19 protein-coding genes and 1 pseudogene are annotated in these 22,435 nt (G+C 71.3%); 11 read left to right on the plus strand and 9 right to left on the minus strand.

The genetic code is table 11. The features are described from left to right. Window positions 1–5: 5 nt before the first annotated feature. From FHW73_RS12905 to FHW73_RS12925, 5 genes are all read right to left on the minus strand, one after another. Window positions 6–1,595 (minus strand): DUF4129 domain-containing protein, encoded by a 1,590-nt coding sequence (locus FHW73_RS12905; protein ID WP_183427154.1) that lies wholly within the window; start codon window positions 1,593–1,595, stop codon window positions 6–8. Then, window positions 1,585–2,586, minus strand: a complete 1,002-nt coding sequence (locus FHW73_RS12910; protein WP_183427155.1) for a stage II sporulation protein M — start codon at window positions 2,584–2,586, stop codon at window positions 1,585–1,587. Before FHW73_RS12910 ends, FHW73_RS12905 begins: the two co-directional genes overlap by 11 nt. Then, entirely contained in the window at window positions 2,583–3,332 is a 750-nt protein-coding gene (locus tag FHW73_RS12915; RefSeq protein ID WP_183427156.1) for an RDD family protein, read from the minus strand. The genes FHW73_RS12910 and FHW73_RS12915 overlap by 4 nt, the downstream gene beginning before the upstream one ends. 19 nt (window positions 3,333–3,351) lie before the next feature. Further along, window positions 3,352–3,894 carry a gamma carbonic anhydrase family protein gene (locus FHW73_RS12920; RefSeq protein ID WP_183427157.1) on the minus strand — a complete coding sequence of 181 codons (543 nt, stop codon included), beginning with the start codon at window positions 3,892–3,894 and terminating at the stop codon, window positions 3,352–3,354. A 100-nt stretch (window positions 3,895–3,994) separates the two neighbouring features. Further along, window positions 3,995–5,953: an LTA synthase family protein gene (locus FHW73_RS12925; protein WP_183427158.1), complete on the minus strand. Its 1,959-nt coding sequence runs from the start codon at window positions 5,951–5,953 to the stop codon at window positions 3,995–3,997. Window positions 5,954–6,111: 158 nt separating this feature from the next. Here FHW73_RS12925 and FHW73_RS12930 point away from each other — a divergent pair, with 158 nt between their 5' ends. Then, on the plus strand, window positions 6,112–6,804 hold the full coding sequence (locus FHW73_RS12930; RefSeq protein ID WP_183427159.1) for a response regulator transcription factor: 693 nt from the start codon (window positions 6,112–6,114) through the stop codon (window positions 6,802–6,804). Then, a complete protein-coding gene (locus FHW73_RS12935; RefSeq protein WP_183427160.1) occupies window positions 6,801–8,081 on the plus strand; it encodes a HAMP domain-containing sensor histidine kinase in 1,281 nt (426 codons plus the stop codon). Before FHW73_RS12930 ends, FHW73_RS12935 begins: the two co-directional genes overlap by 4 nt. Window positions 8,082–8,187: 106 nt before the next feature. On the opposite strand, the gene FHW73_RS12940 is transcribed toward FHW73_RS12935, so the two are convergent. Together FHW73_RS12940 and FHW73_RS12945 are read right to left on the minus strand one after the other, a co-directional pair. Continuing rightward, the gene (locus FHW73_RS12940; RefSeq protein ID WP_183427161.1) at window positions 8,188–9,504 is read right to left on the minus strand and encodes a type II toxin-antitoxin system HipA family toxin; all 1,317 of its coding nucleotides are present in this window, start codon (window positions 9,502–9,504) and stop codon (window positions 8,188–8,190) included. A gap of 2 nt (window positions 9,505–9,506) precedes the next feature. Continuing rightward, window positions 9,507–9,752: a helix-turn-helix domain-containing protein gene (locus FHW73_RS12945; RefSeq protein ID WP_183427162.1), complete on the minus strand. Its 246-nt coding sequence runs from the start codon at window positions 9,750–9,752 to the stop codon at window positions 9,507–9,509. Window positions 9,753–9,940: 188 nt separating this feature from the next. Here FHW73_RS12945 and xth point away from each other — a divergent pair, with 188 nt between their 5' ends. Then, the gene (gene xth / locus FHW73_RS12950) at window positions 9,941–10,720 is read left to right on the plus strand and encodes an exodeoxyribonuclease III (RefSeq protein WP_183427163.1); all 780 of its coding nucleotides are present in this window, start codon (window positions 9,941–9,943) and stop codon (window positions 10,718–10,720) included. A gap of 446 nt (window positions 10,721–11,166) precedes the next feature. On the opposite strand, the gene FHW73_RS12955 is transcribed toward xth, so the two are convergent. Further along, window positions 11,167–11,427, minus strand: coding sequence for a GlsB/YeaQ/YmgE family stress response membrane protein (locus tag FHW73_RS12955; RefSeq protein WP_183427164.1), 261 nt, complete (start codon window positions 11,425–11,427; stop codon window positions 11,167–11,169). Between the two features lie 71 nt (window positions 11,428–11,498). Then, the gene (locus FHW73_RS12960) at window positions 11,499–12,878 is read right to left on the minus strand and encodes an AMP-binding protein (RefSeq protein ID WP_255493002.1); all 1,380 of its coding nucleotides are present in this window, start codon (window positions 12,876–12,878) and stop codon (window positions 11,499–11,501) included. A 129-nt stretch (window positions 12,879–13,007) separates the two neighbouring features. Here FHW73_RS12960 and FHW73_RS12965 point away from each other — a divergent pair, with 129 nt between their 5' ends. The 8 genes and pseudogenes from FHW73_RS12965 (at window position 13,008) to FHW73_RS13000 (ending at window position 22,379) form a co-directional block, all read left to right on the plus strand. Beyond that, on the plus strand, window positions 13,008–13,634 hold the full coding sequence (locus FHW73_RS12965; RefSeq protein ID WP_221187557.1) for a 4'-phosphopantetheinyl transferase superfamily protein: 627 nt from the start codon (window positions 13,008–13,010) through the stop codon (window positions 13,632–13,634). Next, window positions 13,631–14,281: a 16S rRNA (guanine(527)-N(7))-methyltransferase RsmG gene (gene rsmG / locus FHW73_RS12970; RefSeq protein WP_183427166.1), complete on the plus strand. Its 651-nt coding sequence runs from the start codon at window positions 13,631–13,633 to the stop codon at window positions 14,279–14,281. Before FHW73_RS12965 ends, rsmG begins: the two co-directional genes overlap by 4 nt. Window positions 14,282–14,390: 109 nt before the next feature. Next, the gene (locus FHW73_RS12975) at window positions 14,391–15,200 is read left to right on the plus strand and encodes an AAA family ATPase (RefSeq protein WP_183427167.1); all 810 of its coding nucleotides are present in this window, start codon (window positions 14,391–14,393) and stop codon (window positions 15,198–15,200) included. Further along, a complete protein-coding gene (locus FHW73_RS12980) occupies window positions 15,197–16,114 on the plus strand; it encodes a ParB/RepB/Spo0J family partition protein (protein ID WP_183427168.1) in 918 nt (305 codons plus the stop codon). Before FHW73_RS12975 ends, FHW73_RS12980 begins: the two co-directional genes overlap by 4 nt. Window positions 16,115–16,158: 44 nt before the next feature. Then, a complete protein-coding gene (locus tag FHW73_RS12985; RefSeq protein WP_183427169.1) occupies window positions 16,159–16,506 on the plus strand; it encodes a DUF2946 family protein in 348 nt (115 codons plus the stop codon). Between the two features lie 310 nt (window positions 16,507–16,816). Then, a complete protein-coding gene (locus FHW73_RS12990) occupies window positions 16,817–18,121 on the plus strand; it encodes a TolC family protein (RefSeq protein WP_183427170.1) in 1,305 nt (434 codons plus the stop codon). A gap of 167 nt (window positions 18,122–18,288) precedes the next feature. Beyond that, window positions 18,289–19,080: pseudogene (locus FHW73_RS12995) on the plus strand (efflux RND transporter periplasmic adaptor subunit); the annotation flags it as partial. 119 nt (window positions 19,081–19,199) lie between these two features. Beyond that, window positions 19,200–22,379, plus strand: coding sequence for a CusA/CzcA family heavy metal efflux RND transporter (locus tag FHW73_RS13000; protein WP_183427172.1), 3,180 nt, complete (start codon window positions 19,200–19,202; stop codon window positions 22,377–22,379). The last annotated feature ends 56 nt before the right edge of the window (window positions 22,380–22,435 follow it).

The raw sequence follows: 22,435 nt of genomic DNA on the forward strand, positions 1-22,435 counted from the left end.
GCCCATCAGGACGCCCACCCGAAACGCGGCGCCAACTGGGCGACCAGCGCCTCGAAGCCCTCGTCATCGGGCAACCGCCCGCCGTACGCGGCGCGCTGCCAGACCCGCACCATGCCCGCGAACGCGTCACGGTCGCCGGCCTCGGGCAGACGCCGCGATGCGCGCAGGCACTGCGCCTCGGTCGCGCCCGGGACCAGGGTCACCCCGGCCCGTTCGGCCATCGCCTCGACGCTGCCGCGGTAGAGCAGCGCCAGCGCACGCCGCCGCTGGCCCGCGCGCCACAGCGCCCGCGCGCTCGTCACCAGATCGTCTGGCAAGGCCTCGGGCAGCGGCGGCGCCGCATCGACGACGATCTCGCTGGGCGCGTCCGGTGCGGCGAGCCCGTCGCGCATCCACGGCCACCAGCGGCGTGCGGTCAACGCCAGGGCCAGCACGATCAGGCCGAACACGATCCACAGCCCGTACTCGGCGATCAGTGCGAGCACCTGTGCAATCGCCGCGAACACCCCCGGATCGAGCGTGCTGCTGCGATCGCGCGCCTTGTCCTCGCGCGTCTTGGGCTGCCAGCGCCGCTCGATCCGCCGGTTGTCGAGCAGGGGATCGGCATAGGCGCGCTCGACGGACTGGCCGAAGTCCGCCTCCTGCGCGAACTGGTCGTCGAACACGTCCTGCAGCGAAACCGCCGAGGCGTCCGGCTCGCGCTGCCGGTCCCGGTCCTCGGGCGTCCAGGTCTTGGTCGGCGCCAGCGGGTCGTCGGCCGGGGCCTGTTGCGCCTGCGAGGGCCCGGCGGCCAGCAGCAGGCCCGCCAACAGCGCGACCGCGACGGTCGAGGCTGCCGGTGCGATCCGCGCACGCACCCGCCGGAACGCGATCTCCAGGTCCCAGGCCTCCAACTGCGTGCGCCGGTTGAGGTACAGCCCGAACCCGGCGCCGACCTGGAACGGCGCGACCAGACCGATCGCCAGCCACAGCGCCAGATTGCCCAGCACCTGCGCCCAGCGCGGGGGCTGCTGGGTGATCAGCGCCCACATCGCGCGCGCCGACTCCGACAGCAGCTCGGCCGGCACGAACAGCAGCACCAGCGAGACCAGCGACAGCACCAGCACGCCGACGAACAGCTGACCGATGATGGCCAGCAACAGCGCATGCCCGCCGACGCCGTCGACCAGCAGGCGCCGGCGCTGCGCCAGCGCCGGTCCGGTCAGACCTTCGAGCAATGCGACCGGCAGCGCCACCGTCCGCCACGGACTGAACCGCCGCCAGGTCAGGTACCCGAGCAGCGGCCGCCAGCCCCAGCGCAGTTGCGCGGCGAGCGTCTGCCGCAGTCGCGGCGCGGCGCCGAACACGGCGCGCGAGAGCACGAACAACGGAATCCGGTCGAGCAGCGGCGTCAGCCACCACAGCGCCAGCGTCGCCAGCCAGAGACGGTCGATCGCCCAGGCCGCGGCGTTGACCGCGACAAACAGCGGCAGCGCGCACGCCAGCCACGGCCCCCAGATCGCAGCCGCATGCCGGCGCACCAGCGCGTTGCCCAGTTCCATCGCTTCCCAGCCGGTCCGCGGGCGCAGCTCGACCTGGACCGACTCAACGCGCATCCACGCCTCCACGCCCACCACGCCACAGCCACAGCAGGACCAGCAACCACAGCCCGCCGCCGACCCCGAAGCGCACCGGATCGGGAATCGACCCGGTCGATGACCAGAACGCCTCCACGAACGCCGCGAACACCAGCAGCACCAGGATGCCGATGCACAGCCGGCCGCCATCGCGTCCGGCCTGCACCAGCGCATCGACCCGCCGCAACGGGCCCGGTGCGACCAGTGCCAGGCCCAGCCGCAGGCCGCCGGCCCCGGCGATCACGATCGCGGTGAGCTCGGGCGCCGAATGGCCGACCACGAAGCGCCAGAACGGGCCGCCATGGCCGATCGCCTGCAGGTGGCCGGCGACGACGCCGAAGAACACGCCGTTGAACAGCAGCACGAAGATCGTGCCCACGCCCGCCAGCAGCCCGCTGGCAAAGGTGCGGAACCCGATACTGACGTTGTTCCAGATGTAGTAGCCGAACATCTGCACATCGGTCTGGCCCGAACGCTGGAAGGCCATGTCCGCTCCCGCCGGGTCGTACATCGATTCCATCTGCGCCAGTTGCGACGGCGAGAGCACCGTATAGGCCAGCTCCGGCCACCGCAGCACCAGCGCGAACAACAGCGCCATCGGCAATGCGAACAAGGCCAGCGATGCCCACAGGCAACCGCGCTGGGCGCGCACCAGGCGCGGGAACTCGGCCAGCAGGAACAGCAGCGCGCGCCGCCAGGGCGGCGGCGGCGGGCGATACATCACCGCGTGGCCGCGCTGCATCAGCGCCTGCAGCCGGGCGGTGAGCTGCGGGCTGTAGCCGCGCCGGCGCGCGAGCGCCTGTTGCTGGCACAGCCGGCGGTAGCGCGAGGGGATCTCCTCGTCGCTCAGGCCGTCCCAGCCGCTGCGGTGGCGGCGTGCGCGCCAAGGGCTGGCCGCGCGTGCATCGAGCCAGCGCTCGAACGCATCCCATTCGGCCGCGTGCCGGGCGACGAAGCGGTCCTGCCTCATGCGCGGCGCCCCAGCAGCCAGTTCGCGATGCCCAGCAGGCGCAGCACGCCCACCTCGCCGCGCGCACCGGTCACCGGTGCGACCACGTCGGCCAGTTCCTGCTGCCGCCCGGGCGTGAGCGTGCCCGCGCGCTCGGCGAACGCGATCACCGCGATCTGCTCATGCGCCTGCAGCGGCACGGCCGGGGCCTGCGGCTGCAGCTCCAGCGCGGTCGGCAAGGTCCGGTCGCGGGGGGCATGGATCACCAGTGTGCCGGCGACCATGTCGCCCAGCCGCCGGCTCCAGGGATCGGCCAGGCAGGCCACCAGACCCGCGCCGTAGCCCATCGGCAGCATGTCGACGGTCCGCATCAGGTTGCGCACGAAGCTGGCCATCCAGCCGATCGGCGCGCCATCGGCCGAGACCACGCGCAATGACAGCGCGCGCTTGCCGGGGGTGCGGCCGCCGGCCAGGGCCTCGAACAGCACCGGGTAGCCCCAGAAGATCACGAACAGCGTGACCATGTAGACGCCCGAGCCGACCCGGCCCAGCAGACCGAGCACGATCGCCGCGGCCAGCAGCAGCGCGCCGCGGATGCCCAGGTCGATCAGCCAGGCGACCGCACGCGGCACCGGGCCGGCCGCCGGCAGTTGCAAGGCCACACCCTCGGGCGTGTGCACCTCGCGCACGGTGTCGAGCAGGGCCATGGGCGCCTGCGTGCGCGCAGCTGTCGCGGCCTCCCTGCGCCCCTGCTCCGTATCGCTCATGCGTCGTACGTCGTCCCGCTCAGGCCGCCATCGCGGCCAGATACTCGTCCTTGAGCCGGACGTAGTGCGCCGCGCTGTAGCGTAGCCCCTCGATCTGCGCCTCGGTGAGCCGGCGCACGCAGCGCGCCGGATTGCCGACCCACAGCTCGCCCTCGCCGATCTCCCGGCCCGGCGGCACCACCGCGCCGGCGCCGATCATCGCGTGGCGGCCGATCACGACGCCGTCGAGCACGATCGCGCCCATGCCCACCAGCACCGCGTCGCCGATCGTGCAGGCATGAAGGATCGCCTTGTGGCCGACGGTGACGTCGTTGCCGACGATGGTCGCAAAGCCGCCGAGCTTGGCATGCGGGCCGGCGTGACTGACGTGGATCACGGTGCCGTCCTGCACGCTGGTACGCGCGCCGATGCGCACGTGGTTGACGTCGCCGCGGATCACCGTGCCGGGCCAGACCGAGACGTCGTCGCCCAGATGCACGTCGCCGATCACGGTCGCGGCCGGATCGACATAGACGCGGGCGCCGAGCTGCGGCGCGATGTTGCGATAGGGGCGCAAGTTCATCGCGCGAGTATGCCTGCCCGGGCACGGCTTTGCCCCCTCGCACAGAGGCCGCGGCGCTGCGATCCGCGCCTGCGCCCGGGACCGGCGCCTGCGCGAGGGCTCAGCGCGCGGACGGCAGCCGGTACCAGCCGCGGTCGTAGGCGAGCGAGCCCCACAGCGCCTGGGCATGCGCCTGCCGGGCCAGCGCCGGCGACAGCGCGGTCGGACGCAGCACCCCGGTCCCGGGCGTGTAGCGGTACTGGCTCGGCGGCTTGTCCGGCTGGAACACCACCACGTCCTCGCCCTGCAGCCAGGCGAAGTTGCGGTCGTACTGCATCAGCGCCCGCCCCGGCAGGCTGATGTGCGGATCGGAGAGGTCGCGGCCGGTCATCGGCGTGGCATCGCCGATGCCGATCAGCGACAGCAGCGTCGGCCCCAGGTCGATCTGGCTGGCGATGCGATCGTCGCGGCGCGGCGCGATGCCTCCGCCGAGGATCAGCCCGGGGATGTGGAAATTGTCGATCGGCACCAGGTCGCGGCCGAACACCCGCGAGTCGTGGTCGGCCACGACCAGAAAGACGGTGTCGCGCCAGTAATCGCTGGCCATCGCGCGCGCGAAGAACCCGCCCAGCGCGTGGTCGGCGTACTTGGCGGCGTTGTCGCGCGTGTGCAACGGCTGCTCGTAGGGTGCGATGCGCCCTTCGGGGAACTCGAAGGGGTCGTGATTGCTCGAGGTGAACACGAAGCCGAAGAATGGCCGGCCCTCGGCATGCAGGCGCGCGAACTCGCTGTCGGCGCGCGCGAGCAGATCCTCGTCCGACACGCCCCAGGCACCGACGAAGGTCGGGTTGCGGTAGTCGCGCTGCTCGATCACCCGACCGAAGCCATTGCCCAGGAAGAACCCGCGCATGTTGTCGAAGTGACTCTCGCCGCCGTAGTAGAACGTGGTGTCGTAACCGCGCCGGCGCAGCACCTCGGCCAGGGTGAAGAAGCCATGCTGGCTGCGTTGCCGCTTGACCACCGCCTGCGCCGGCGTTGGCGCGAACCCGGCGACGACCGCCTCGATACCCCGCACCGAACGCGTGCCGGTCGCATAGAGGTGGGTGAACGCCCAGCCCTGACGCGAGAGCGTGTCGTAGTGCGGCGACAGCGGGCGCCCGCCCAGACTGCCGATGAACTGTGCGCCGAGGCTCTCCTCGAGCACGATGACGAGGTTCTTCGGCCGTCCCTGCCAGGTGGGCGTGCGCGCAGCGAGCGTGGGGATCGCCGGATCGGCGAACGCGGCCGCCGGCAGGCCGGTGTCGCGGCGCACCGTCGCGAGCACCTCCGCATCGGGCAATTCGCCATACAACGCCTGCGCGCTGTCCTCGTGGCGCAGCCAGCCGCGCACCGCGTCGCCCAGCGAATAGAACGAGTTCAAGGGCAACGTGTTGACCGTGGGATCGCTGCTGAAGGCCAGCATCGCGGGGTTCATCGGCCGATGCCCCAGGGTCGAGCGCACCCCCAGCGCTGCGAGCGCGAGCACCAGCAGCGCCAGCACCGCGCGCACCGGCAGTCCGGGCAGCGGCACGTCATCCGGCGGCCAGCAACGGCGCACCAGGCGGGCGCTGCCCCAGGCCGCGAGACCGGTCAGCACCAGCACCGCGATGCATTCCAGCGGGCGGCCGCCGACCAGCATCGACAGCACTTCGCGCGGATACACCAGGTATTCGATGAACAACCGATTAGGACGCAGCCCGTACTCCTGCATGAAGCCCGGGGTCGCCAACTCCAGGTTGGCCAGCAGTGTGAAGCCCGCGACCAGCCACACGACGGCCACGCCGCGCACCGCGCGCCAGGCGAACATGCCCGCGGGCAGCAGCATCAGCAGTGCGGCGAGCGGGCCGAACAGCAGGCAGACGCTGGCGATGTCCACGCGCAGGCCCTGCAACAGCACCGGCGCCCAGCCGTCGACCGCAGTGACTCGGGCATGGTGCCAGCCCGCCAGGCCCAGCCGCGACAGGCTCAGCAGCAGCAGGGCAAGCGCGCAGATCCCCAGAACGGGGCGGAGCCGGGCAAGCGCCCCGAGCAGCCTGGTCATCGCCGATTCCATCCACCCAGGAGAGGGGCGGTGGCGACAGGATCACCAGCGGCCTGTCGGAAGCGTATGGGAAAGATGTCGGAAATCTGTCGTAACGCCGCGGCCGCCGGCCGTATCATCGGACGCGAATGCCGGACTCGACGCCGTGGGAAGGACCGATGCGACTGCTCGTGGTCGAGGACAACCGCAACCTCGTCGGCAACCTGTTCGAATACTTCGAACCGCGTGGTCATGAGATGGACGCCGCACCGGACGGCATCGTCGGCCTGCACCTGGCGGTGACCCAACGCTACGACGCGATCATCCTGGACTGGATGCTGCCGCGGCTGGACGGCTGCACGCTGCTGCAGCGGCTGCGCGAACATGCGATCGACACACCGGTGATCATGCTCACCGCGCGCGACGACCTGCACGACAAGCTCGTCGGCTTCCGCGCCGGCGCCGACGACTACCTGACCAAGCCCTTCGCCCTGCCCGAACTCGAGGTCCGGCTCGATGCCGTGCTCGCGCGTGCACGCGGCCGGCGCAGCCTACGCGCGCTGCAGATCCACGACCTGCGCCTGGACCTGGACACGCTGGAGGCCACACGCGCCGGCCAGGTCCTGCACCTGTACCCGGCCGGGCGCAAACTGCTCGAGACGCTGATGCAGGCCAGCCCGGCAGCGGTCGAACGCCGGTTGCTCGAACATGCGCTGTGGGGTGACGCACCGCCCGATGGCGACATGCTGCGCTCGCATGTCTACGACCTGCGCCGCAGCGTCGACGGCCCATTCGCGGTCAAGCTGATCCGCACTCTCCCGCGCTACGGCTACCGGCTCGTCGCACCGACCGATGCGTGCCTGCCCGGATGAGCCGGACCCGCAGCCTGCGCACCCGCATCCTCTACTGGCTGGCGGCCTACGCGCTGCTGCTGGCAGCGGCCGTGTCGCTGCACGGCTTCCTGGTCAACGAGTACGCCGAACGCCTGCTATGGGATTCGATGCTGCGCACCGAGTTCGCCCGCCACCTCGAGCGGCGCGCCAGCGACCCGCATTACCGCTGGAGCGATTCGGACAGCCTGCGCCTGTACGTGGGCGACGCCAGCGCGCCGCCCGAGACGCACGGGCTGCCCGACGGCATCCACGACGAGGTCGAACTCGCCGACGGCACGGAGATCTTGGTGTTGGTCGACCATGTCGACGGCCTGCGCCACGTGCTCACGCTGGACATCACCGAGATGGAGCGCGAGGAGGACCGGCTGACGCTGTTCATCCTCGGCTCGTCGGTGCTGCTCGTGCTGCTGATGGGTGCGGTGATGGCGGTGGGCCTGGGACGCGCCCTGCGCCCGTTGACGACGCTGGCGCGCGATATCGCCGCGCTCTCGCCCGACCGGACAGGACAACGCGTCGTGCCCGGGCCGCAGGCCAGCTCGGAACTGGAGGTCATCGCCGCCGCGCTCAACGATTACCTGCAGCGCAACGAGCACTTCGTCGAACGCGAGCGCGCGTTCATCCGCACTGCCAGCCATGAACTGCGCACACCGGTGGCGGTGATGTCGGGCGCGGCAGAACTCGCGCTCGCCGTCCCCGACATCCCCGCGGCAACCGCCCACCAGCTTCGACGCATCCGCCATACCGCCGACGACATGGACCGCCTGATCGCGCTGCTGCTGGCACTGGCGAAGGATCCGGCCCGCCTGCTGCAGGCCGGCCACCCGATCGAACTGTCGGCGTTGCTGCCGGCGATCATCGACGACCACCGCCACCTCACCCGCGACAAGGCCCTGGAGATCGTCCTGCACGCGCCGCAGCCATGCACGATCCTCGCGCCACCGGGTGTGGTCAGCGCGACGGTGGGCAACCTGCTGCGCAATGCAATCGAACACAGCGACGACGGCCGGATCGAGATCGCCCTGTCTGCCGATGCGACCGTCGTCATCCGCGACCCCGGCCACGGCATGTCGCCCGAGCAGATCAGCACGATCTACTCGCGCATGGCGCGCAGCGCGGCCCCCGTGGGCGACGGCATCGGCCTGGAACTGATCGCACGAGTCTGCGAACACCTGGGCTGGGCGCTGGAGATCGACTCGGCGCCGGGCGGCGGCACCACCGCCACGCTGCGCATGCACGCATTGGGCAGCGCGCGTTGAGCGGCCGGCGCGTCATTCGCTGAACCGCAGGGCGCGAACCGGCTGTCGGCGATGCAGGGCGCCACGGCACGGCCGGGTGCAGCAGTGCCACGCCGCTGCATGCGGCCTAGCTCTTCAGACCCGCCAGCAGTCCGCGCATCCGGCGTCCAATGCCTCCGCTGACGGACGCGTGCAGCGCCGCCGGAAAGTCCGAGGGCAGTTCGCGTTCGAGCGACGCCAGCGCGGTATCCATTCGGGCGCCGATGTCTTCGATCGCATGGCGCACCAGCGAGGGCGGCAGTCCCGCCGCGTCACCCGTCTGGAAGAAATGCCGGGCTTGGATCTCGTCGATGCGGTAGTGGTGGTTGTTGCCGAGCGACATGGCGAGCTTCATCTGCTTGCGTTCGATCTGTCTCGCATCGAGGCTGAGCTGCGCCGAGAGCACGTCGTACAGCGGCGTCAGCGCGTAGCCGCCGCCCGGGTGCAGGAAGATGCTGAAGTTCTTGGCATGGCCGTCAGTTGCACCAATCAGCCAGAAGATCAATTGCGCCTGGAGCAATGTGCGGTGATCGTCGACGGGCGCATCGGCGCCCTTCAACAGGTCCGCGATTGCCACGAAGCCAGGACCGCCGTGACTCTGATATTTGCGCGCCGGCGGAACGGACAACGCCTGGCAGCAATCCTCCTGCGGCAGGCGAATCAGGCGGCCCTGACTCCAGACGCGGTCGAAACGCTGGACGACCAACGCCTTTGTCTGACCAAAAGTCACTATCTCCGCATGAGCGACCGGCAAACCGAGGTGGCCGAGCAAACGGAGGCAGTAGAACTCGTTCTCGACGCTGTTGGACAGATCGATGCCATTGGGCAATTGGCCGATCTGCGGCTTGATCAGATGCGTGGTCGGCGTGGTGCCGTGCGGCTTCAGCCATTGTCCGTCCAACTGCAGCAGCGCGGTCTTCTCCTGCGCGCCCGCAACCGAGATCCGGAAGTCGTCGTCCCGGCGCAGCCCCAACGGGGCCTGCGCCAGCGATTTGAGCAGCTGTTCGATGGCCGCCTCGTCGACCGCTTCGCCCGAAAGCTGCGACGTATCGATCGGCGCCGCATCACCGACGATGAACTGCAGGGCGCCGATGCAGTCCCGGCCGATCTCGGCCAGCAGGCTGTAGGCATCGATGCCGGCAGCACCAACCTTCTCGGCCACGCGCTTACGTAGCTCGTCCGAGTCCGGCAACAGGTTCTCGAATACCGCGACGACCGGCTCGCCCCGCCAGGGGTCCTCGCGCAAAGGCAGCGACAGCGAGACCGGGAAGGCCTTGCTGCCGCGGTCCAGCCACGCGCGGTCGTAACGGAACTCGATCGCGCCGCTGGGCTCTTTTTGCAGATGTCCGACCAAGCGGTCGTTCTGGTAGACGCGTAGCGGCGGATGCCGGCGTGCCCTGGCCATGCTCAGACCAGATCCAAGGGATCGGCGCCACGGCTGCGGGCAGCGATCCGCAGTTCCAGATCGAGTGCCGCCAGCACGGCGAGCACCGTGTCGAGCCGGGTCGCCGGATTGCCGGTCTCGATCAACGAGATCGTCTCCTGTCGCAGGCCGACGCGCTCGCCCAGCGCGCGCTGGCTCATGGCAAGGCGCTTACGGTTGCGGCGGATGGTGGTGCCGAGCTGCTTGGGGGTACGGGCCAGGTCGTGCATCGCAGTCTCCTTGGCTCAAGACTATGCGCCAATCGCAATAAGTTGGCAATATCGGAATCAGCGCATATTTCTAAATTATTAGCCAATCCCGATAATTATGCCTTATCGTACTTGACGCATAGGATGTCGCTTTCGCGTTGCCGCACCAGGCCCCAGCCTCTCCAAGACATCGACAAGTGAAGCACTGAATGAAGATCGCCAGCTGGAACGTCAATTCGCTCAATGTCCGCCTGCCGCACCTCGAACAGTGGCTGCGCGAGACGCAGCCGGACATCGTCGGGCTCCAGGAAACCAAGCTCGAGGATGCGAAGTTCCCCGACTCGGCGCTCGCCGCACTCGGCTATCGCAGCGTGTTCTCCGGCCAGAAGACCTACAACGGCGTCGCGTTGCTGGCGCGCGAGCGTGCGATCGCCGACGTGCAGATCGGCATTCCCGGCTTCGAGGACGACCAGAAGCGCGTGATCGCCGCGACGATCGACGGCGTGCGCGTGATCGACCTGTACGTCGTCAACGGCCAGGACGTGGGCACCGAGAAGTACGCCTACAAGCTGCGCTGGCTCGAGGCGGTGCACGACTGGGTCGCGCGCGAACTGGCGATCCACCCGCACCTGGTGGTGCTGGGCGACTTCAACATCGCACCCGATGCGCGCGACGTGCACGACCCCGAAGTCTGGAACGACAGCCACATCCTCACCTCGAGCGCCGAGCGCGACGCACTGCGCCGGCTGCAGGCGCTGGGCCTGCACGACGCGTTCCGCCTGCATCACGCGCAGGGCGGGATGTTCAGCTGGTGGGACTACCGTCAGGCCGCGTTCCGCCGCGACCTGGGCCTGCGCATCGACCTGACGCTGGTCTCCGACGCCCTGCGCGACCGCGCGCTGGCCTCAGGCATCGACCGCGAACCGCGCACCTGGGACCGGCCCAGCGATCACGCGCCGGCCTGGGTCGAGCTGCGGCTGGACCGGTAGCCGCGGGAACCCGTACAACGCACTGAGTTCGAGGCGCGCGACGTTTCTAGCGGGAGATGCCGCGTCCAAAAGGAATTCGGTTGTCATCGCCCGAAGCAGCGGACTGACAGCCGGTGGCCGCGTCGAGCACGCCATGGGTGAGCCCGCTCTGCTTGCGCGGCATGCCGCGCGAGCGTGCGAACGCACGGCGTGCTGCGCCGGGCCGGACCGATCCGCGAAGCGGAGCGGGCGTGCGCCCGAGTCAGGGCAGGGTGAGCCTGGATGGCCTGCGCGGCACTGCCGCGCATCCATGCGAACGCCACGCGTGCTTCGCGTGGCTGGACCGCAAAGCGGCCCTGACCGAGGGGAAAGCGGCTTCCGGCTGTCAGGTCGCTGCCTATCCGAAGTGGAACTCCCATCTTCAATTCGGGAGAAGAGTAAAAATCGACTCTGACCCCGGTGTGGAGTCAGCGGCGGAACAGGTTGACGATCGCCAGCAGGATCACCGCGCCGAGGAAGGCGGTGATCAGGAAGCCGAGCCAGCCGCCGCCCACGCTCAGCCCGATCCTGGGCAACAGCCAGCCGCCGATGAAGCCGCCGACGATGCCGACCACGACATTGAGCACGATGCCCTGGCCGCGGCTGCGCATCAGCAGACTCGCCAGCCAGCCGGCGATACCGCCGACGAACAGATAGAACACCCAGGACCAGAACGACGTCGGTTCCATACCCGCCCACCTCCAACTGCGAAAGGGAGCCGCCGGGCGCGCCGGCGGCCGTCAGCACACAGACGACGCGCTCAGGCCACCGCGTCGCCAAGCAGGGCGTCGAGCGCGGCACGCGGCAGCTTGCCGGTCTCGTTGCGCGGCAGCGCGTCCACACGGCGCAACCGCCGCGGCAGGAACACCGGATCGGTACTCTCGCGCAGCGCGGCCAGCAGCGTGGCATCGTCGAGCGCAGGGTCGGCGACCACGACCGCCGCGATCCGCCGTACCCCGTAGGCATCGGCGGTCGTCGCCTGGCAGATCACGCCGTCGCGCACGCCCTCGATCGCCAACAACCGGCGGGTGAGGTCGGCCAGCGACGCACGCTTGCCGGCGATCTCGATCATGTCGGCCTGGCGACCGCGCAGCACGAAATGCCCGTCGGCGTCGAGCTCGACGAGGTCGGCCAGCATCCGCGGCTCGGGCAGGTGCGGCGCAGTCACCAGCGTGCCGTCGGGCACCGGCTGCAGGCGCACGCCCGCGAACGGCGTCCAGGCGGTCTCGCAGGCGGTCCGGCGGCGGGCGAAGATGCAGGTCTCGGTCGAGCCGAACAGCTCGCGCACCTCGCACCCGAAGCGCGCCTCGGCCTGCGCGGCCAGCGCCTGTGGCAGCGGCGCGGTCGCGGTCGCGATCGCAGCCAGCGGCGGCAGTGCCACACCCGATTCGACCAGCGTGCGCAGATGCACCGGTGTGGTCACCAGCAGGGCCGGTGCCGGCGCATCGCGCAGCGCCGCGGCGATGTCCTCGGGGAAGAACGGTCGCGCGTCATGCACCGCCACATTGCCCAGCAACGGCAGCAGGACCGACATCTCCATGCCGTACATGTGCTGCGGCGGCACCGTCGCCACCACCGGCAACGTCGCCCCATCGTGCAGGTCGGCCAGCGCCGCCAGATTCTGCGCGGTGCTGGCGTGGAAGCTGCCCCAGGTCTTGGCGTTGGCGGTCGGCACGCCGGTGCTGCCGGAGGTGAAGCCGATCGCGACCACCGCATCGGCGGCGAGCGTGGGCAGGTCGTCGCCGAAGGCCAACGGCAGGACCTCGGGCAGGCGCAGGTAATGCGGCGGCATCGCACCCGATGCGGGGGCGCCGGCCTCGCAGCCGCAGTCGCCGCGATCGCCGACGCAGTAACTGTCGGGGTGACGCGCCCGCACGTCGTCGATCGCGCCGCGCGTCCGCGAGGGCGGCAGCAGCGTCGTCTGCCCGCGCAGCGCAACCGCGCAGAACGCGACCAGGAAGCGGTAGCGGTCCTCGCACAGGTTCAGCGCGTACGGTGCGTCGGGCAACATCGCGGCCACGCCGCGCACATGCGCCAGGAAGGTCGCCAGCGGCACCGGCCCCTGCGCACCGAACGCGACCGCGCGCGCGCCTTCGCCCGCCGCCAGCGGCAGCCGCCCGGCATCCTGCGCGTCCCCCATGCCCCCTTGTTCCCACACGACTGCCGACATCCGCACTGCGCTCCTCGTGACCTGGCCCGCGCGCCCCGGCGGCATCGCGTATCCGACGTTTTAGCTTACGCTGGACGCCCTGCGGCATGCCAAGTGCGGATGTTCAGCCCATACAGCAGCCTGCGTACAGGCCCGGTCCGCTGCGCCTGGCGCGACTACCGACGTGGCGAGTCGGCCGAAACCCTGATCCGCCCCTGGCTGGCCGCCGAACTGGCGACCGACGATGCCCGGATCGACCTGACCCGCGATGCCCGCGGCCGGCCACGGCTGCGCCTCGCTGCCGACGCACCGGGCGAGGCCCCGATCCGCTTCGACATCAACTGGAGCCACAGCGGCGAGGCGCTGGCGGTCGCACTCGGCGACGGCGTCGATGTCGGTATCGACATCGAATGGCTGCGCCCGCGGCCGCAGGCGATGGCGCTGGCACGGCGGTTCTTCGCCCCCGAGGAGGCCGACGCGCTTGCCCGGCTGCCGACGGCCGAGGCCGAGACCGCGTTCGTGCAGCTGTGGTGCGCCAAGGAAGCGGTGCTCAAGGCCCACGGCCACGGGCTGTCGTTCGGTCTGGAGCGGCTGATCTTCGCCCCCCGGGACGCGCACTGGTCGCTGGTGGCCTGCGATCCCGCACTCGGCCGCCCCGAGGACTGGCGCATCGAGGCGTTCTCGCCGCTGCCCGGCTACCTGGCGACGCTGGCCTGGCGGCCGCGGCTTCTACAATGCCCGCCATGACCGACCCCCACGACCCCGCGCTGCGCGCCGAACTCGACGCCGGCCTGCGCGCCCTCGCCCTCGACCCGGCCCTGGCCGGGCCGCTGCTCGACTACCTCGCGCTGCTCGCGCGCTGGAACCGCACCTACAACCTCACCGCGATCCGCGAGCCGCGCGAGATGGTCGTGCGCCACCTGCTCGACTCGCTGGCGATGACGTCCTACGCGGCCGGGCTGCCGACGCTCGCCGATCTGGGCACCGGCCCCGGGCTGCCCGGCATTCCGCTGGCGATCGCACTGCCCACGCTGCGGGTGACCCTGGTCGAGTCCAACGGCAAGAAGGCACGCTTCCTGCGCGAGGCCGTGCGCCAGCTCGGCCTGGGCAATACCGAGGTCGCCGAGTCCCGGATCGAAGCGGTCGATCGGCCCGGCGCCTTCGCCGCGATCACCGCACGCGCACTCGCTACCCTGCCCGACATCCTCGCCGCCGGCGGCCACCTGCTGGCCGACGACGGCCGGCTGCTGGCGATGAAGGGGCAGCGGCCCGACGACGAGATCGCCGCGCTGCCGGCCGCCTGGCGGCTGGAGGCGGTGCACCCGCTGCGGGTGCCGGGGCTGGAGGCCGACCGCCATCTGGTCGTGATCGCGCGCGCAGGCCCCGGCGCCTGAACCGCGCCGGGCCGGCCGGCGCGCCCGAACCCCCGCCCGCCTTAGGGCATAATCCCCCTCCGGACGCCGCATGGCGCCCGGCTCCCGTCCTCAACCGCGCCCGGAGCCCATGGCCCGCATCATCGCCATCGCCAACCAGAAAGGCGGCGTCGGAAAGACGACCACAGCGGTCAACCTGGCCGCGGCGCTGGCGCGTACGCCCAAGCGCGTGCTGCTGGTCGACCTCGATTCGCAGGGCAACGCGACGATGGGCTGCGGCATCGACAAGTCGATCGTGCCGGTGTCGACCTGCGATGTGCTGCTGGCCGAGGTCGAGGCGATGGACGCGATCGTGCAGACCGAGGAAGAGGTCGACCTGATTCCCGGCAACACCGACCTGACGGCGGCCGAAGTCGAGCTGATGAACGCCCAGGACCGCGAGCAGCGCCTCAAGCGCGCGCTCGCGCCGCTGCGCGACCGTTACGACTTCATCATCATCGATTGCCCGCCGGCACTGTCGCTGCTCACGCTCAACGCGCTGACCGCGGCCGACTCGGTGCTGGTGCCGATGCAGTGCGAGTACTACGCGCTCGAGGGCCTGTCGGCGCTGCTGCAGACGATCGACGCCCTCAAGCAGAACCTCAATCCCGCGCTCGAGATCGAAGGCGTGCTGCGCACCATGTTCGACGTGCGCAACAACCTGGCCAATGCGGTCTCGGCCGAACTGACCGCCCATTTCGGCGACCAGGTGTTCCGGACCATCGTGCCGCGCAACGTGCGCGTCGCCGAGGCCCCCAGCCATGGCCAGAGCATCGTCGGCTACGACCGCGCCTCGCGCGGCGCCGTCGCCTATCTGGGCCTGGCCAGCGAGATCCTCCGCCGCGAGCGCGCGCGGACCCCGCCCCACCAGGACGCCACCGCCACGGAGACCCCGGCATGAGTACGGCCAAGACGCCCGCCAAGAAGCGCGGCCTGGGACGCGGCCTCGAAGCACTGCTCGGCCCCAAGGCCGCCGCCGAGGCGCCGAGCCTGGAGGCCACCGAGGCCGACACCCTGCGCACGCTCCCGATCGATGCGCTGACCGCAGGCCGCTACCAGCCGCGCAAGCACTGGGACGCCGACAAGCTCACCGAGCTGGCCGAGTCGATCCGCGCCCAGGGTGTGATCCAGCCCATCGTCGTGCGCGAGCTGCCCGACCGCACCTACGAGATCATCGCCGGCGAACGCCGTTGGCGCGCCTCCAAGCAGGCCGGCCTGGCCGACGTGCCGGTGGTCGTGCGCAACGTCGAAGACCGCACGGTCGTGGCGATGGCGCTGATCGAGAACATCCAGCGCGAGGACCTCAACCCGCTGGAGGAAGCGCAGGCGCTGCAGCGGCTGATCGACGAGTTCGACCTCACCCACGCCCAGGCCGCCGAGGCCGTCGGCCGTTCGCGCGCGGCGGTGTCCAACCTGCTGCGCCTGCTCGAACTGCCGCCGGCGATCCGCATCCTGGTCGAGTCCAAGCAGCTGGAAATGGGGCACGCGCGCGCACTGCTCACGCTCTCGCCCGAACTGGCCAGCAAGCTCGCCAGCGACGCGGTCGAGCACGGCTGGTCGGTGCGCGAGGTCGAACACCGCGCGCAGCAGTTCGCCGCCGGCCGGGTGCCGGGCGGCAACGGTCGCAGCGCCGCACGCAGCAAGGTCCGCCCGCAGGCCGACATCGTCTCGCTGGAGAACGAGCTGTCGGAGACCCTGGGCACGCGGGTCTCGATCGCCAACGGCCGCGGCAACAAGGGCCGGCTGGTGATCCACTACGGCAACCTCGAAGCGCTCGACGGCGTGCTCGAACGGCTGCGCGGTGCGCGCGACTGAGTCTGGAATTGTGTAACGCCGCGCCTTGCCTCTAGGCTGCGCGGATGCACCGCTCCCCCACCCACCTGTCCTGGTCGCGCCGGCTGCTGCTGGCGCTGCTGGTACTCGGCCTGGCGATCGCGCCGGTGCTGGTGGCGATGGGCAACACCTACGAGCTTGTCCACGGCGAGACCGCCGCCGAGCATGACGCGACCGCGCACGCACATGCCGACGATGGCGACCTGCTGCACGCGGTCGCCCACTGCGCCGGTTGCGGTGCGCACACGCCCGCGCTGCCGCCCGTGCTGCCGGCACTGGCTCCGCTGGTCCTGGTCCGGCCCGCCTATCCGCACCCCGGCGACGCCCCGACCCGCCGGCACGAACGTCTGCTGCGTCCCCCGATCGCCGCCTGAGCCCGCTGACGTCCGCGCGCATCGCGTGCCGGGCGGTTCGCGGGTGCCCGACGCACGTCGCCGTCCGGCGTCGTGAGGCAGGCCGACAGGCCAGGCCACGCCCGACGCCAGGCCGCGCCATCGCAGCTCACCGTGCGCACGCACACGGTGCCGAGCTGAGCGTCCGTCCGCCCCCGCCGCGCTCCCGACCCGTCGCCCGACGCGCACGCCAGCGCTGCTGAGGCCCGGCGCGCGTCCGCGCGGAGCGGGTCCTGACCCTCGCACTGCTGCCGGCCGATCGCCGGCGGCGACCACGATCGGAGTGTGTCCCATGCTGTTGCGACTGACGGCCTGTGCCGTCCTCGCCGCCGCGCCGTGCCTCGTGCCGGCGCAGGCGGCGCCCCCTGCTGTGCCTGGTGTATCCACGTCGCCCGGCCCCACGACCACACAGGTCCTGACCCTGGACGCGGCGTTCGTACGCGTTGCGCAGGCCCACCCCGGCCTGCGCCTGGTCGATGGCCGCGGCGCGGTGCTCGCCGCCGAGCGCGACCTCGCCGCGCTGCGCCCGCCGATGGAAGCCGGCTTCGAGCTCGAGAACCTGGTGCCCGACGCGCCCGGGCGCACGCTGGAAGCGACCCTGTCGCTGGCCGGTGTGTTCGAGCGCGGCGGCAAACCGGACGCACGTCGCGCGCTGGCGCAGACCCGGATCGATGCGCTCGCACTCGAGCGCGAAGCCGCGCGTGTGGACCTGCTCGCCGAGACCGCACGCCGCTACCTGGACGCCGTGGTCGCCGCACGACACCAGCGCCTCGCCGACGACGAGATCGCCGAGCAGGCCCGCGTGGTCGCGGCCGCGCGTCGTCGCTTCGAGGCCGGCGCCGCGCCCGAGGCGGTCGCGCTCGCCGCCCAGGCAATGCAGGCCCAGGCCGAACTGCGCCGCGCGCGCGCGCAAGCCGAAGGCGAGGCCGCACGTCGCAGCCTGGCGATGCTCTGGGGCACGCCCGAGGCCGACTTCGCGGTGACCGACGCCGACCCGCTGGCCCTGCCGGAGATCGCCCCATTCGCCGAACTGCGCGCGCTGCTCGAGCACACCCCCGAACTGCGCCGCTTCGGCGACCAGCGTCGTATCGCCGAGGCCCGCCTGCAGCTGGCACGCAGCGCACGCACGCCCGATATCGGCTGGCGGCTGGGCGTGCGCCACGACCAGGACAGCCGCGATGTCTCGCTGCTGGGCGGCATCACGATGACGCTGGGCAGCCGCACGCGCGCGCAACCCGAGATCCGCGCCGCCGAAGCCGAACTGGCACTGCTCTCGGTCGAACGCGAGGCCGGCGATCTCGCGCTGCAGGCCACGCTGGCCGAGGCGCACGGCCGCTATCTGGTCGAGCGCGCGCAGGTGCAGCGCTTGCAGGCCGACGTGCTGCCCCAGCTGGCACGCGCGCTGACCCAGACCGAACGCGCCTGGTCCGCCGGCGCCGCGACCTACCTGGAATGGGCGCAACTGCTCGACGCCCGCCGCGACGCGCTGCGCCAACAGCTCGACGCTGCCGAAGCCGCCCAGCGCGCGCTGATCGAACTGCAACGCCTGACCGGCGAACCGCTCGCGCGGGCCGCCACCACCGGAGACACCCGATGACGCCCCGCCTTCCTACCCATGCCCTGGCCTTGGCTCTACTGACGGCGCTCGCCGGCTGCAGCGCACCCGACCGCACACCCGCCGCCACTGCCGACCAGGGCGACCAGCACGCCGAAGCCGGCGAAGACGCACACGGCCACGACACCGCGGTCGTCGTGCCCGACGCGATCGCGCGCGACATCGGCCTGCGCACCGCGCCCGCCGGGCCGGGCACGATCGCCGACCAGCACGAGGTGCAGGGTCTGCTGACCACGCTCGAGACCGGCAATGCCCGCGTGACCGCACGCTTTCCCGGACCGATCCGCCGCCTGCATGCCGAGCTGGGTGATGTCGTGCGTGCCGGTCAGCCGCTGGCGACCATCGACAGCAATCTCAGTCTGTCGGCCTACACCGTGACCGCGCCGATCGCCGGCACCGTGCTCGCGCGCGACGCCGCAGTCGGCCAGGTCGCCGGCGAAGGCGCGGTGCTCTACGAGATCGCCGACCTGTCGACGCTCTGGGTGGACCTGCACGTCTATGGCCGCGATGCCGAGCATCTGGCACCCGGCTCGCCGGTCACGATCACCCGCCTGGGCGATGGCGCCACCGCGCAGACGCGCATCGAGCGCGTGCTGCCCGCGACCGCGACCGCCAGCCAGAGCACGGTGTCGCGCGCACGCCTGGACAACGCCGACGGCCAATGGCGCCCCGGCGCCGCGGTCCGCGCGCAGGTCACCGTTTCGCTGCAGCAGGCCGCCCTCGTGGTCCCGCTGAGCGCGCTGCAGCGCATGGACGAGCGCGATGTGGTGTTCGTGCGCGAAGGCGAGCGCTACGAAGCGCGGCCGGTGTCGCTGGGCCGCCGCGATGCGCAGCAGGTCGAGATCCTCGACGGCATCGCGGCTGGCGACGACGTGGTGATCGCGCAGAGCTACACGCTCAAGGCCGACCTCGAGAAAGCGGGCGCGACCCATGCGCACTGACATGACGTCCCCTACGCTGTGCCGCGCCCACGGACATGCCCATCGCGCGCCTGCGCCCGCCTTGTGCGCATGCACAGGACCGCACGCCGCTGCACCCGCCCTGCACGGAGGATGCCCGGATGCTTGAGTCGATGATCCGCCTGGCCATCCGCCATCGCTGGCTGGTGCTGCTGGCCACGCTCGCGTTGATCGCCGCCGGCGTCTGGAGTTTCCTGCGATTGCCGATCGACGCCACGCCCGACATCACCAACGTGCAGGTGCAGGTCACCACCGCCGCGCCCGGCTACGCGCCGCTGGAGACCGAGCAACGCATCACCTTCCCGATCGAGACCGCACTCGCCGGCCTGCCGCGGCTGGACCATACCCGCTCGCTGTCGGCCTACGGCCTGTCGCAGGTGACCGTGGTGTTCGAGGACGGCACGGACCTGTACTTCGCACGTCAGCAGGTGGCCGAACGGCTGCAACAGGTGCGCGGCCAAGTGCCCGACGGCATCGAGCCCACGCTCGGCCCCGCAGCCACGGGTCTTGGCGAGATCTTCATGTACACCGTCGAGGCCGAAGCCGGCGCGCGCAAGCCCGATGGCAGCGCCTACACTGCAACCGACCTGCGCACACTGCAGGACTGGGTGATCCGCCCGCAGCTGCGCACCGTGCCCGGCATCACCGAGGTCGACACCGTCGGCGGCTTCGAACGCCAGATCCACGTCACGCCCGATCCGGCGCGGCTGGTCGCACTCGACGTGCACTTCGAGGACATCGTCGCCGCGATCGAGGCCAACACCCGCAATGTCGGCGCCGGCTACATCGAGCGCAACGGCCAGCAGTTGCTGGTGCGCGTGCCCGGACAGGTCGCCGACATCGAGGCGATCGGCAACATCGTGCTGGTCCGGCGCGACGGCGTGCCGCTGCGCGTGCGCGATGTCGCCGAGGTCGGCGAAGGCCGCGAACTGCGCACGGGCGCGGCGACCAAGGACGGCGGCGAGGTCGTACTGGGCACGGTGTTCATGCTGGTCGGCGAGAACAGCCGCACCGTCGCACGCGCCGCGGCCGCGCGGCTGGACGCCGCCAATGCCAGCCTGCCGGCGGGCGTGCACGCGACCGCCGTGTACGACCGCACGGCCCTGGTCGACCGCACCGTGCGCACCGTCGCCCGCAACCTGATCGAAGGCGCGCTGCTGGTGATCGTGGTGCTGTTCCTGCTGCTGGGCAACGCGCGCGCCGCCCTGCTCACCGCGTTGGTGATTCCGCTGACGATGCTGTTCACCGTCATCGGCATGCGCCAGGGCGGGGTCTCGGGCAACCTGATGAGCCTGGGCGCGCTCGACTTCGGACTGATCGTCGACGGCGCGGTGATCATCGTCGAGAACTGCCTGCGCCGCTTCGGCCAGGCCCAGCAGCGGCTGGGCCGCCTGCTCGACAGCGACGAGCGCCATGCGCTGGCAGCCAGCGCCACCGCCGAGGTCATCCGCCCCAGCCTGTTCGGCCTGGGCATCATCGCCGCGGTCTACGTGCCGGTGTTCGCACTCGACGGCGTCGAAGGCAAGATGTTCCACCCGATGGCGATCACCGTGGTGCTGGCGCTGACCGGCGCGATGCTGCTGTCGCTGACCTTCGTGCCGGCATCGATCGCACTGCTGCTGCGCGGCCGCGTGGCCGAGCACGAGAACCGCGCGATGCGCGCTGCGCGTCGCGGCTACGCGCCGCTGCTCGACGGCGCGTTGCGCCACGGCCGCTGGCTGGTGGCCGGCGCCGCGGTGCTGGTGCTGGGCTGCGGCTGGTTGGCCACGCGCCTGGGCAGCGAGTTCGTGCCGAGCCTGGACGAAGGCGACATCGCGCTGCATGCGATGCGCATTCCCGGCACCGGCATCGAGCAATCGGTGGCGATGCAGCGCACGCTCGAACGGCGTCTGCTGCAGGCGCCCGAGGTCGCGCACGTGTTCTCGCGCATCGGCACCGCCGAAGTCGCCAACGACCCGATGCCGCCTTCGGTCGCCGACACCTTCGTCATCCTGCACCCGCGCGGCGACTGGGCACAGCCCCGCAAGCCGCGCGCCACGCTGGTGGCCGAGATCGAGGCACTGGCCCAGGCGATGCCCGGCAGCAATTACGAGTTCACCCAGCCGATCCAGATGCGCTTCAACGAGCTGATCTCCGGGGTGCGCAGCGACGTGGCCGTGCGCATCCAGGGCGACGATCTCGATGTGCTGCAACGCTTGGCCGGCCAGGTCGAGACCGTGCTGCGCAGCATCGACGGCGCCGCCGACGTGCGCACCGAGGCCGTCGACGGCCTGCCGCTGCTGGAGATCGCTCCCGACCCGCGCGCGATGGCCCGCTACGGCCTCAACCCCGGCGACGTGCAACGCGTGGTCGCCGCCGCGATCGGTGGCCAGACCGCCGGGCAGTTGTTCGAAGGCGACCGCCGCTTCGACATCGTCGTGCGCCTGCCCGAGGACCGGCGGACCGACCCGGCCGCGCTCGCCGACCTGCCGATCCCGCTGGGCACGGCACCCTCGCCCGACGAGGCCGGCCGCGACGACGCCTGGACCGCAGGCGCACCGCGCACGGTGCCGCTGCGGGAGGTCGCCGACATCCAGACCCGGCTGGCCCCAAACCAGATCGCCCGCGAGAACGGCAAGCGCCGCATCGTGGTCACCGCCAACGTGCGCGGCCGCGACCTCGGCGGCTTCGTCGAAGACCTGCAGGCACAGGTGAGCGCGCGCGTGCCCCTGCCCACCGGCACCTGGATCGACTACGGCGGCACCTTCGAGCAACTGGTCTCGGCCAGCCAGCGCCTGCGCCTGGTGGTACCGGCGACGCTGGCCGCGATCCTGGTGCTGCTGTTCATGGCATTCGGCTCGCTGCGCGATGCGCTGGTGGTGTTCAGCGGCGTGCCGCTGGCGCTGACCGGCGGCGTGCTCGCGCTCGCGGTGCGCGACATCCCACTGTCGATCTCCGCCGGCGTGGGCTTCATCGCGCTGTCGGGCGTGGCCGTGCTCAACGGCCTGGTGCTGGTAGGCTTCATCCGCCGGCTGCGCGCCGACGGCCTGCCGCTCGCGACCGCGATCCGCGACGGCGCCCTGACCCGCCTGCGCCCGGTGCTGATGACCGCCCTCGTCGCCTCGCTCGGCTTCGTGCCGATGGCCTTCAACGTCGGCGCCGGCGCGGAGGTGCAGCGTCCGCTGGCCACCGTCGTCATCGGCGGCATCGTCTCCTCGACCCTGCTGACGCTGCTGGTGCTGCCCGTGCTGTACCGCTGGGCGCATCGGCGCGAGCACCATCCTGCTGAGGCGAGTGTGTGATCGATCCCAGGCGCGATGCCCGCCGCGAACGCGGCGGGGACTTCAGGTGAGACGAG

It is taken from the genome of Luteimonas sp. RC10 (assembly GCF_014192745.1).
Lineage (GTDB): Bacteria > Pseudomonadota > Gammaproteobacteria > Xanthomonadales > Xanthomonadaceae > Luteimonas.

What these genes read in the sequence shown, in the direction of transcription:
- FHW73_RS12905 (WP_183427154.1), bottom strand. Translation starts at nt 1,595, where the DNA reads ATGCGCGTTGAGTCGGTCCAGGTCGAGCTGCGCCCGCGGACCGGCTGG.
- FHW73_RS12910 (WP_183427155.1), bottom strand. Translation starts at nt 2,586, where the DNA reads ATGAGGCAGGACCGCTTCGTCGCCCGGCACGCGGCCGAATGGGATGCG.
- FHW73_RS12915 (WP_183427156.1), bottom strand. Translation starts at nt 3,332, where the DNA reads ATGAGCGATACGGAGCAGGGGCGCAGGGAGGCCGCGACAGCTGCGCGC.
- FHW73_RS12920 (WP_183427157.1), bottom strand. Translation starts at nt 3,894, where the DNA reads ATGAACTTGCGCCCCTATCGCAACATCGCGCCGCAGCTCGGCGCCCGC.
- FHW73_RS12925 (WP_183427158.1), bottom strand. Translation starts at nt 5,953, where the DNA reads ATGACCAGGCTGCTCGGGGCGCTTGCCCGGCTCCGCCCCGTTCTGGGG.
- FHW73_RS12930 (WP_183427159.1), top strand. Translation starts at nt 6,112, where the DNA reads ATGCGACTGCTCGTGGTCGAGGACAACCGCAACCTCGTCGGCAACCTG.
- FHW73_RS12935 (WP_183427160.1), top strand. Translation starts at nt 6,801, where the DNA reads ATGAGCCGGACCCGCAGCCTGCGCACCCGCATCCTCTACTGGCTGGCG.
- FHW73_RS12940 (WP_183427161.1), bottom strand. Translation starts at nt 9,504, where the DNA reads ATGGCCAGGGCACGCCGGCATCCGCCGCTACGCGTCTACCAGAACGAC.
- FHW73_RS12945 (WP_183427162.1), bottom strand. Translation starts at nt 9,752, where the DNA reads ATGCACGACCTGGCCCGTACCCCCAAGCAGCTCGGCACCACCATCCGC.
- xth (WP_183427163.1), top strand. Translation starts at nt 9,941, where the DNA reads ATGAAGATCGCCAGCTGGAACGTCAATTCGCTCAATGTCCGCCTGCCG.
- FHW73_RS12955 (WP_183427164.1), bottom strand. Translation starts at nt 11,427, where the DNA reads ATGGAACCGACGTCGTTCTGGTCCTGGGTGTTCTATCTGTTCGTCGGC.
- FHW73_RS12960 (WP_255493002.1), bottom strand. Translation starts at nt 12,878, where the DNA reads ATGGGGGACGCGCAGGATGCCGGGCGGCTGCCGCTGGCGGCGGGCGAA.
- FHW73_RS12965 (WP_221187557.1), top strand. Translation starts at nt 13,008, where the DNA reads ATGTTCAGCCCATACAGCAGCCTGCGTACAGGCCCGGTCCGCTGCGCC.
- rsmG (WP_183427166.1), top strand. Translation starts at nt 13,631, where the DNA reads ATGACCGACCCCCACGACCCCGCGCTGCGCGCCGAACTCGACGCCGGC.
- FHW73_RS12975 (WP_183427167.1), top strand. Translation starts at nt 14,391, where the DNA reads ATGGCCCGCATCATCGCCATCGCCAACCAGAAAGGCGGCGTCGGAAAG.
- FHW73_RS12980 (WP_183427168.1), top strand. Translation starts at nt 15,197, where the DNA reads ATGAGTACGGCCAAGACGCCCGCCAAGAAGCGCGGCCTGGGACGCGGC.
- FHW73_RS12985 (WP_183427169.1), top strand. Translation starts at nt 16,159, where the DNA reads ATGCACCGCTCCCCCACCCACCTGTCCTGGTCGCGCCGGCTGCTGCTG.
- FHW73_RS12990 (WP_183427170.1), top strand. Translation starts at nt 16,817, where the DNA reads ATGCTGTTGCGACTGACGGCCTGTGCCGTCCTCGCCGCCGCGCCGTGC.
- FHW73_RS13000 (WP_183427172.1), top strand. Translation starts at nt 19,200, where the DNA reads ATGCTTGAGTCGATGATCCGCCTGGCCATCCGCCATCGCTGGCTGGTG.